This is a genomic window from uncultured Cytophaga sp. (assembly GCF_937863595.1).
Lineage (GTDB): Bacteria > Bacteroidota > Bacteroidia > Cytophagales > Cytophagaceae > Cytophaga.
Window position 1 is genome coordinate 1 of record NZ_CALMGQ010000172.1, and the last position, 8,858, is coordinate 8,858.

The window sequence follows — 8,858 nt, forward strand, 5'->3', positions numbered from 1 at the left end:
TCCAATTAAAATTAAATTATCGAACCTCAAAAAAGCGTATTCATATCTCAGTTCTTTTTAGCTTTAGGCTTTAGTCTTTTTTTAGTATCTTGAATAAAGAAACAATAAAATAGTCCAACACGTTTAATTTAAATAAACGAATTACTTACCAATGATTGACATACCAGCTACATTTGAAATTCAAGGGCACCGAGGTTGTAGAGGTTTATTACCTGAGAATACAATAGCAGCATTTACAAAAGCATTATTAATGGGTGTTACCACCTTAGAGTTTGATCTCGTTATATCAAAGGACAATCAAATTGTAGTTTCTCATGATACTTTTTTTAATCATGAAATAACAATGATGGTTGATGGATTGGACGTTACAGAGAAGAACGAAAAAGAATTCAATCTATACGAGATGAATTATGCTGACATTAAAGAAATAGATGTGGGCATGAAACTACACCCTAGATTCAATGGACAATTAAATGTACCTGCAATTAAGCCCTTATTAAAAGATGTTATCGAAATAGCAGAGCGTATTTCATCTAAGATCCGCTATAACGGCGAAATCAAATCTACTCCAGAAGGCGACTCAATCAATCACCCACAAATAGCACGCTTTTGTGATATGGTGGTGGCACAAATAAAAAAATCGAATGTGGCAGACCGTTTTACGGTACAATCTTTTGATATACGTGCGCTTGAATATATACATGAAATGTATCCCAAAATAGCACTCTCCTACTTAGTTGAAACAAAAGGAACACTAAAAAAACAATTAAGTAAACTTAGCTTTACTCCTACAGTATATAGTCCTGATTATACGCTCCTCTCAAAAAAAGACGTTGATGCAGCACATGATCTGGGTATGCGCGTAATACCATGGACTGTTAATACCTTAGATGAAATACAAGCCCTCATTGAATTGGGCGTTGATGGCGTCATCACCGATTACCCCAATGTATTGCTTGAGAAATGATTCCAGTGTGTCAAGTTTAATTGATATTCTTCTTCAGACCATTCTAATAAAATCTTCATCGCACCTATCAAAGCATCTGAATAGAGGCTAACATTCTTACGTCTAAAATAATAATCGGAAGTACGTCGAACAATAAAATCATCCGGTTTACAAACAAATTCATGTTTGATGGTATACTGCAATTGAGCCTTAAGCCAATTGGGTATATCATTAGTGGATAAGCGCGGGTCAATTGCATGCAACTCTGTGATGTAATGCTCAATATTACTTCCATACAACCGAATCAACCGTGTAGCAGTGATAGCGTCGATTCCTTCGCTCGTGAACTCAGGTAATTTCAATTCAATAAACTTTTTTAAGCCACCAAACTTTGCAATATCACCTCCATATAAAATATGTGTTTCTGTTTTACAGGGAGCAAGATCATACATTTTATCCAATCGTGCTGAAATAATATCTGTAATGCGTTCTGCCATTTTACGGTAGCCTGTAAGCTTACCTCCTGCAATACTTAGTAGCCCTGTTTTACTTTTGAAAATTTCATCTTTACGCGAAATAGCGGATGGCGATTTGCTATTTTTTTCTCGAATCAGCGGACGCAATCCAGACCAGTAACTTTCAATATCTTCAACCGTTAATTTCACTGTTGGAAAGACCAATGAGACACATTCAATTAAATACTTTTTATCAGATGCTTCAATGCCTGGTTCTTCATAGCCTCCCGTATATTTTGTGTCTGTGGTACCAATATAGGTTTTCCCTTCACGTGGTATAGCAAATACCATTCGTCCATCTCCTACATCAAAATAGGCCGCTTGTTTGATTGGGAATTTTGCTGCATCAACAACAATGTGAACGCCTTTTGTTAGTATTAATTTATCCTTGCGAATATCTATATCTTGCACATCAATCGTATCAACCCAAGGCCCTGTAGCATTTACTACTTGAATACCCTTAAAGATGTATTCCTTGTTGGTACGTGTATCTAATACTTTTACGCCAATAATTATTCCTGCTTCATACAACAATTCCAATACTTTGGTATAGGTAAGTATGGTCGCTCCTTGATTTTGCGCCGTATGAGCAACAGCGATGGTTAAGCGAGCATCATCGGTGCGGTATTCGTAATAATGTATCCCTCCTGTAACGTTTGCACCCGCCAATAATGGTTCTTGAGCAATTGTTTCCGCTCTATTCAACACTTTTCTACTTTCGTGTTTTTTTACCCCTGCCAAAAAATCATACATCCATGTCCCCAAAGATGCCATCCACTTGGGCATAGAACCACCTTGAATAATTGGAAGCAACATCGGTTCTGGAACGGTTATATGAGGTGCCAAGCGATTTACAACTGCACGTTCTCTTCCCGTTTCCTGAACCAAGCCAAATTCAAACTGTTTTAAATATCGAAGTCCGCCGTGTATTAATTTTGTAGAACGAGAGGATGTACCCGATGCAATGTCGTGCATTTCTATCAACAAGGTTGGAATCCCTCTACTTTGTGCATCTAAGGCGATACCGCAACCTGTAATACCACCGCCAATAACGATTAGTCCAAATTTGGTCGTTGACGCATGCTCTAAAAATGAATTCCGTTGTTGATGATAACTGAGCATAGATGTTATGAGTTAAATGAAAAGAATTCAGAATTACCTAACACGATTAATAAAACGGCAATATGTTATTCCGTTTCTCATGAAAGATAACATATCGTTTCAACATGAACAACAATGATTTTAATATATCCGTTAATTTCCTAAGGGGGTTTCAACAGGCGCTTCTTCTAATACGGTTGCTTTTAACTTTACAACTACAATTGAATTCGAAGCATCGTTCGAGAATATACTGACAACTTTTTCTTCTAATCCCAAACGCTCGTTCGTATCAAATACAATTTTAACAACCGTAGATGCACCAGGTTTCAAGGTAAGTTTATCTGCAAAAGCTTCTACACAAGAACAAGAAGTGCGTATGGAGCGGATTGTCAAATCTGCCTTGCCAATATTAACGATGTGAATTTCAGAAGTTACTTTTTCATTTGGCTTAACACTGCCAAGATCTACAACTGATTTATCCAATTGAATAGTAGGGCCAACGATAGATGCCATTTCTGCTGGTGTATACACATCCTTAACCGTTGCACTTACAACCATTGGGACGCTGGTGGTAATATTGTTTGACAGAAATAATAAATCAATACTTTCTGCAACATATCCCAGATTTGGAGATTCTTTGGTATTAAATGAAATCTTAATCACGCCACGTTGTTTGGATTCAATTTTAGTAGGTAATAATACTGCCCTATAATGAGCGGGTAATTTCATTTTATCCAATTGTAAGCTTAACGACTTTTCACCTGCATTATAAATAGGGATTTCAATATGCACGGGATTTTTCGTTGTTATCGCTCCGTAGTTTGCATAATTCTTTTGAAGATAAAAATTTCCGTATTTGAATGAAGAGGTACGCTCCCACTCTGGTAATGGCTGTGGCGAGGGAGTTACATACCCTTGCACATATAAATTAATCGGCTCTTTAGATGCATTTCCTTTTAAAACAACTTTTTGTTTGAAAACTCCGGGGTGATTTACCAAATCAACATACAAAACAACTTCTCCTTTTTCACCCGCTAAGATTGTATCCGTAGGATAATCAGGGGTAATACAACCGCAAGAAGGTTCTACGTCTTCAATAAAGAAATGCTCTGGACCTAGATTAACAAATTTGAATGTATATGAAACCATCCCTTGTTCCTCTTTCAAAGAACCAAAATTGATAAGGGTATCAGAAAATTCAAGATGACCAATTTCTTTTATCGTTTGAGCGTGTATGGAGGTTAGACAACATACATTCAATAAAAGTATTGTGAAGGAAAATATAAATTTCATGCAATTGGGTTTATGTTCAAATATACTATTACGAGATGGGCTTTCCAAGAACTGTTTAGAAAGTACTAAGTACAGAGTACGGAGTACAAAGAATGATTCAATGTTTCTTTTTATGGATCAATATATATACTGAAAAAGGACTGATTAAAATATTCGTATATAAATTTATCGTATACCAGTTCCTATTTAAAGATCTCAGTATTCCTCCTATTCATCGATATCAGCCGACTTTGTACTCCGTACTCAATACTTCGTACTTTATCGGTGCTTAGTACTTTCTTCTCAAAAAATCCCTACCTTTACACCCTAACACAACACAACATGGCACGAATCTTAACAGGCATACAAAGCAGTGGCAGACCACATTTAGGAAATATTTTAGGAGCTATTTTACCTGCAATTGAGCTTTCAAATAAGCCAGGAAATGAGTCTTTATTCTTCATCGCGGATTTACATACTTTAACAAGTTTAAAAGACGGAACTGCGCGTAAACAGAATACTCATGCAGTTGCAGCAGCTTGGTTGGCTTTTGGTTTTGATACAGACAAGCACATTTTTTACAAACAATCCGATCTTCCTCAAGTGTGTGAATTGACATGGATTTTGAATTGCTTTACGCCATATCCGATGTTGGCAAATGCGCACTCTTTTAAAGATAAGTCTGATAAATTATCGGTCGTAAATGCAGGCTTGTTTGTATATCCTGTTTTAATGGCAGCGGATATATTATTGTACAAAGCAGATATTGTTCCTGTAGGTAAAGACCAAGTACAACATTTAGAAATCACGAGAGATATTGCTACTGCTTTCAACAATCAATATGGTGAAACGTTTGTATTGCCTAAAGTACAGGTGGATGAAAACATCATGACGATACCTGGGATTGATGGACAAAAAATGAGTAAGTCGTACAACAACTACATTGATATATTTGCTTCTGAAAAGGAACTATTAAAGGTAGTTAAATCCATTGTTACAGATAGCAAAGGATTAGAAGAACCAAAAGAACCCGATAGTTGCAACGTGTATAAAATTTATAAATTAGTTGCAGATGAACATCAAACAGCCGACATACGTGCAAAGTACCAAGCAGGTGGCTTTGGCTACGGCCACGCCAAACAAGCATTATTTGAAGTCCTTTGGAATAAATACTCGAAGCAACGGGAATTATTCAATTATTATATGAATAATACGGATGAAATAGACGCCAAACTAAAAGCTGGAGCCGAAAAAGCGTGGGCTATTGGTAGCCAAGTTTTTGCAGAAGTAAAAGAAAAGGTGGGTTATTAATTCCATCCCTGATGCAATACATTAAAAAAGCCCTGTATGTTAACATGCAGGGCTTTTTAATGTATCGCAAAAATGCTTTATTGACCTTCTCCCCAAACTACTACTTTTTTAGCCTTTGCTGTACTTAGTACCAAACGAACTGGATTCGGAACAAATACCAAACGCACTTCAGCCCCTTTCAGCTTTGAACTTGTTACAATTACCCCTTGATCTTCAGCTGCTTCATATTTTGTAGAACCATCCGCATTTTTACCAAGTATATCATAATACGTTCCAACATAAGCAATTGGCAACAACACATCGTTGTCTGCATCAATCTTTACATGGATTTGATCCAATACTTCCTCTAACTCTTCCCCATACGCATCTATAAAGTCATCTTCCATATCGTGTAATTCCTCTTCGATATCGTCGTAATTCTTATTATCGTATGTGATTGCATTCAATTCATTCTTTTTAAGAACGATTGCTTCTAAGTCTTTATTTAATTTCTTTAAATCCATGCTTCCTTAAAATTTAATCAAAGGTACGGGAAAGCAATCTTTTTGTAAAACCTTAAGCCATTTTTTATTGAAAAAGAATCAAATTTTGTATCTTAACCTTATAAACAGATTTTACGTTTAAGGCCTTAAAACAATACCATTTATTTTATATACTTATTTTATTGATATGAGCGCGATCGAATCACAATTGAAGAAAGCAGATAATGCAACAAAATCGAAAATACACACATGGCTAACTGGTAGTTATGATGAAACAACAAAAAAAGAAATTCAATCGTTGGTAGATGCGGGTAAAGAAGATGAGCTGATTGAATGTTTTTATAAGGACTTAGAATTTGGTACAGGTGGCTTGCGCGGTTTAATGGGTGTGGGTTCAAATAGAATGAACAAATACACGATTGGCATGGCAACACAAGGTTTGTGTAATTATTTAAAAAAGAACTTTCCCAATCAGCCTTTAAAAGCTGCCATTGCGCACGATAGTAGAAACAATTCGGATTTCTTTGCAAGCACAACAGCAGAAGTTTTTGCAGCAAATGGCATTCACGTTTATTTTTTCAAAGCATTACGCTCTACTCCTGAACTTTCGTTTGCAATTCGTCACTTCGGTTGCCAGACAGGTGTTGTATTAACTGCTTCGCACAACCCCAAAGAATACAACGGGTACAAAGCCTATTGGAATGATGGCGGACAAGTAATTGCCCCACACGATAAAAATATCATTGCCGAAGTTCAAAAGATTTCGAGCATCGACGATGTTAACTTCAAGTCCAATCCTGCTTTAATAACCGAGATTGGAGAAGAAGTAGACAATGCATACATGGATGAAATTGTAAAACTTTCTGTTTCTCCTGCTGCCATCAAGCGTCAGAAGGACTTGAAAATTGTCTTCACTCCTATTCACGGTACAGGTATTGTTTTAGTGCCTGAAATTTTAAAACGTTTTGGGTTTGAAAACGTTCGTGTGGTTCAAGAGCAAGCAGTTCCGGATGGCAACTTCCCTACTGTGGTGTATCCAAACCCAGAAGAAAAAGATGCATTGAGCCTTGCTGTGAAACAAGCTACAGAATGGGATGCAGACTTAGTGATGGCTACAGACCCAGATGCGGATCGCGTGGGTATTGCTATTAAGAATGACAAAAATGAATTCCAATTATTAAACGGAAATCAAACAGGTAGTTTATTGATTCTATACATGCTACAAGCATGGAAGAACGCCAATAAAATTACGGGTAAAGAATTTATCGTTAAGACCATTGTTACAACAGATCTTATTGAAAAAATCGCAACCAGTTTTGGTGTAAAATATTACAGCACACTTACTGGCTTCAAATACATAGCAGCAAAAATCAAAGAGCTTGAAGGCAAAGAGCAATTCATTGCGGGTGGCGAAGAGAGCTATGGTTATTTAATTGGCGACAGTGTACGTGATAAAGATGCAATCGCTTCGTGTGCATTCATTGCTGAAATGGTAGCGTATGCTAAGGATCAGGGCAAAACACTTTACGATACATTAATTGATATGTATGTAGAATATGGTTTCTACAAAGAACACTTAACGTCATTAACGAAAAAAGGCAAATCGGGTGCAGAAGAAATTCAAACCATGATGAAGGAATTGCGCGCAACGCCTCCTAAAACATTGAGTGGCTCTAAGGTTGAGTGGATGTTTGATTACGACAGTCAGGTTGCAACAAACTTACTGGATGGTTCTACCAAGAAAATTGAATTACCAAAAGAAAACGTGTTGCAGTTTAAAACAGCAGATGGCACCTTGGTTTCAGCGCGACCATCTGGTACAGAGCCGAAGATCAAATTCTATTTCAGTGTAAACGAACCTTTAGCTTCTAAAGCAGAATTTGCAACAGTAGATAAAAAATTAGATGCGAAGATTGAACGATTAATTAGTGATTTGAAATTGGCGTAATCAATTTTGAATTATAAGTTATGAATTATGAATTCAAAAAGCTCTGAGGATTTCTCAGAGCTTTTTTGTTTACATTCAATCCTCTCGCGCGAGTCTTCATACTCGTGTGTGTTATTCCGCAGTCTTTGACTGCAAAAAAAATGTAGTCAAAACACAATGAAACAAAAGGTCAATCAATAAACAGTCAAGCATCTACAATCCATCTGCATCAAATTAATGGTACGTTGTTTACGCAAAAAAAACATTTAAGTAGTATATAGATTCTAATGTGTAAAGATGACTAAGCATGGCATATTCAGAAATAAAATAAATCTTAATTAAAGGATATTATTACCTAACATTGAAGAAAAAAAAACAGAATTATGGAAAATATAAATGACCGCAGCGATGCAATTGAATTAATAAAAAAGGTTTTCTCTTTTATTGAAAAAAATGAATTAACTGAATCCTCTTTGGATAACTTGACTAAAGAATTAGAAGAACAATCTACAGATGTATCCTTAATAAAATCATTCAAAGAAAATAAATTTAACACTAAACAATACCCAAAATTGAATTTTACTATTGGGTGTGATAAAAAAGGTAATATAATTCAATCTGAAATAGAAAATATCGAATCAATCTCTGATAAAAATTTTAAAAAATTAACTGAACATGTTGAAAAAAGTGATGATGTGTATTTGAAATTACTATACGCTATTGTTTGGAAACAAGGTGATTTAACAAAACTTGATGGCATTATCAAAGGCATTACGAACAAATCAGATGAATCTAAAACTGGAACAACATTTAAATCTTTTGGAAAACATTTGCGAGACAGGTCTAATCCAATCATAGACCAGCATGTAATAAGAGCGTATTTAGCAATCACAGATACAAATAATCAAAACCTGTATGCTATCAGGAAATTAAAAGACAATTTTATTGATAGGAAGCAAAAAGAAATTGAAAATTATAAAACATGGCTCAATAACATATATCAAAGTAACATTCATAGAGACAATATTGACTTTTTCTATTACGTGGATCAGATACTTTTTACGTTGGGGAAAACAATTAAGATAAAAAAATAATATCATTTGTTAGGCCACTTTATGTGGTCTAACAAATGATATAAATAAATGACATCATACATTCATTTCATCATCATGAATTAATAATTACATCACTAACACCTCTTAATAAACTTTTAAGATTCAATAAAGATCACATACTAAATAAGTAAAAACTGCTCTTTCCGTCTAAAAGTTGGACCACTTAAGCAGCGGTTTTAAAGATATAAA

Annotated in this window: 7 protein-coding genes; 4 read left to right on the forward strand and 3 right to left on the reverse strand. The window is 35.5% G+C overall.

Annotated features, from left to right (window positions below; all coding sequences use genetic code 11):
• Positions 1 to 151: 151 nt before the first annotated feature.
• Entirely contained in the window at positions 152 to 967 is an 816-nt protein-coding gene (locus Q0543_RS15005) for a glycerophosphodiester phosphodiesterase (RefSeq protein WP_299254892.1), read from the forward strand.
• Here the strand turns inward: Q0543_RS15005 and Q0543_RS15010 are convergent.
• Together Q0543_RS15010 and Q0543_RS15015 are read right to left on the reverse strand one after the other, a co-directional pair.
• Positions 940 to 2,583 carry a glycerol-3-phosphate dehydrogenase/oxidase gene (locus tag Q0543_RS15010; protein WP_299254895.1) on the reverse strand — a complete coding sequence of 548 codons (1,644 nt, stop codon included), beginning with the start codon at positions 2,581 to 2,583 and terminating at the stop codon, positions 940 to 942. The genes Q0543_RS15005 and Q0543_RS15010 overlap by 28 nt on opposite strands.
• A gap of 132 nt (positions 2,584 to 2,715) precedes the next feature.
• Positions 2,716 to 3,855 carry a DUF1573 domain-containing protein gene (locus Q0543_RS15015; protein ID WP_299254898.1) on the reverse strand — a complete coding sequence of 380 codons (1,140 nt, stop codon included), beginning with the start codon at positions 3,853 to 3,855 and terminating at the stop codon, positions 2,716 to 2,718.
• 321 nt (positions 3,856 to 4,176) lie between these two features.
• Here Q0543_RS15015 and trpS point away from each other — a divergent pair, with 321 nt between their 5' ends.
• A complete protein-coding gene (gene trpS, locus Q0543_RS15020) occupies positions 4,177 to 5,145 on the forward strand; it encodes a tryptophan--tRNA ligase (protein ID WP_299254900.1) in 969 nt (322 codons plus the stop codon).
• Between the two features lie 77 nt (positions 5,146 to 5,222).
• Here trpS and Q0543_RS15025 read toward each other — a convergent pair whose 3' ends face one another.
• Positions 5,223 to 5,648 carry a hypothetical protein gene (locus Q0543_RS15025; protein ID WP_299254902.1) on the reverse strand — a complete coding sequence of 142 codons (426 nt, stop codon included), beginning with the start codon at positions 5,646 to 5,648 and terminating at the stop codon, positions 5,223 to 5,225.
• A gap of 166 nt (positions 5,649 to 5,814) precedes the next feature.
• On the opposite strand from Q0543_RS15025, the gene Q0543_RS15030 reads away from it, so the two are divergent.
• Together Q0543_RS15030 and Q0543_RS15035 are read left to right on the forward strand one after the other, a co-directional pair.
• On the forward strand, positions 5,815 to 7,575 hold the full coding sequence (locus Q0543_RS15030) for a phospho-sugar mutase (RefSeq protein ID WP_299254905.1): 1,761 nt from the start codon (positions 5,815 to 5,817) through the stop codon (positions 7,573 to 7,575).
• 362 nt (positions 7,576 to 7,937) lie between these two features.
• Complete coding sequence (locus Q0543_RS15035; protein WP_299254907.1) at positions 7,938 to 8,648, forward strand: hypothetical protein; 711 nt, start codon at positions 7,938 to 7,940, stop codon at positions 8,646 to 8,648.
• Positions 8,649 to 8,858: the final 210 nt, after the last annotated feature.

Excerpts from the sequence above, each read along its gene's own strand:
- Q0543_RS15010 (WP_299254895.1), bottom strand. The coding sequence starts at position 2,583 with ATGCTCAGTTATCATCAACAACGGAATTCATTTTTAGAGCATGCGTCA.
- Q0543_RS15005 (WP_299254892.1), top strand. The coding sequence starts at position 152 with ATGATTGACATACCAGCTACATTTGAAATTCAAGGGCACCGAGGTTGT.
- Q0543_RS15030 (WP_299254905.1), top strand. The coding sequence starts at position 5,815 with ATGAGCGCGATCGAATCACAATTGAAGAAAGCAGATAATGCAACAAAA.
- Q0543_RS15015 (WP_299254898.1), bottom strand. The coding sequence starts at position 3,855 with ATGAAATTTATATTTTCCTTCACAATACTTTTATTGAATGTATGTTGT.
- Q0543_RS15035 (WP_299254907.1), top strand. The coding sequence starts at position 7,938 with ATGGAAAATATAAATGACCGCAGCGATGCAATTGAATTAATAAAAAAG.
- Q0543_RS15025 (WP_299254902.1), bottom strand. The coding sequence starts at position 5,648 with ATGGATTTAAAGAAATTAAATAAAGACTTAGAAGCAATCGTTCTTAAA.
- trpS (WP_299254900.1), top strand. The coding sequence starts at position 4,177 with ATGGCACGAATCTTAACAGGCATACAAAGCAGTGGCAGACCACATTTA.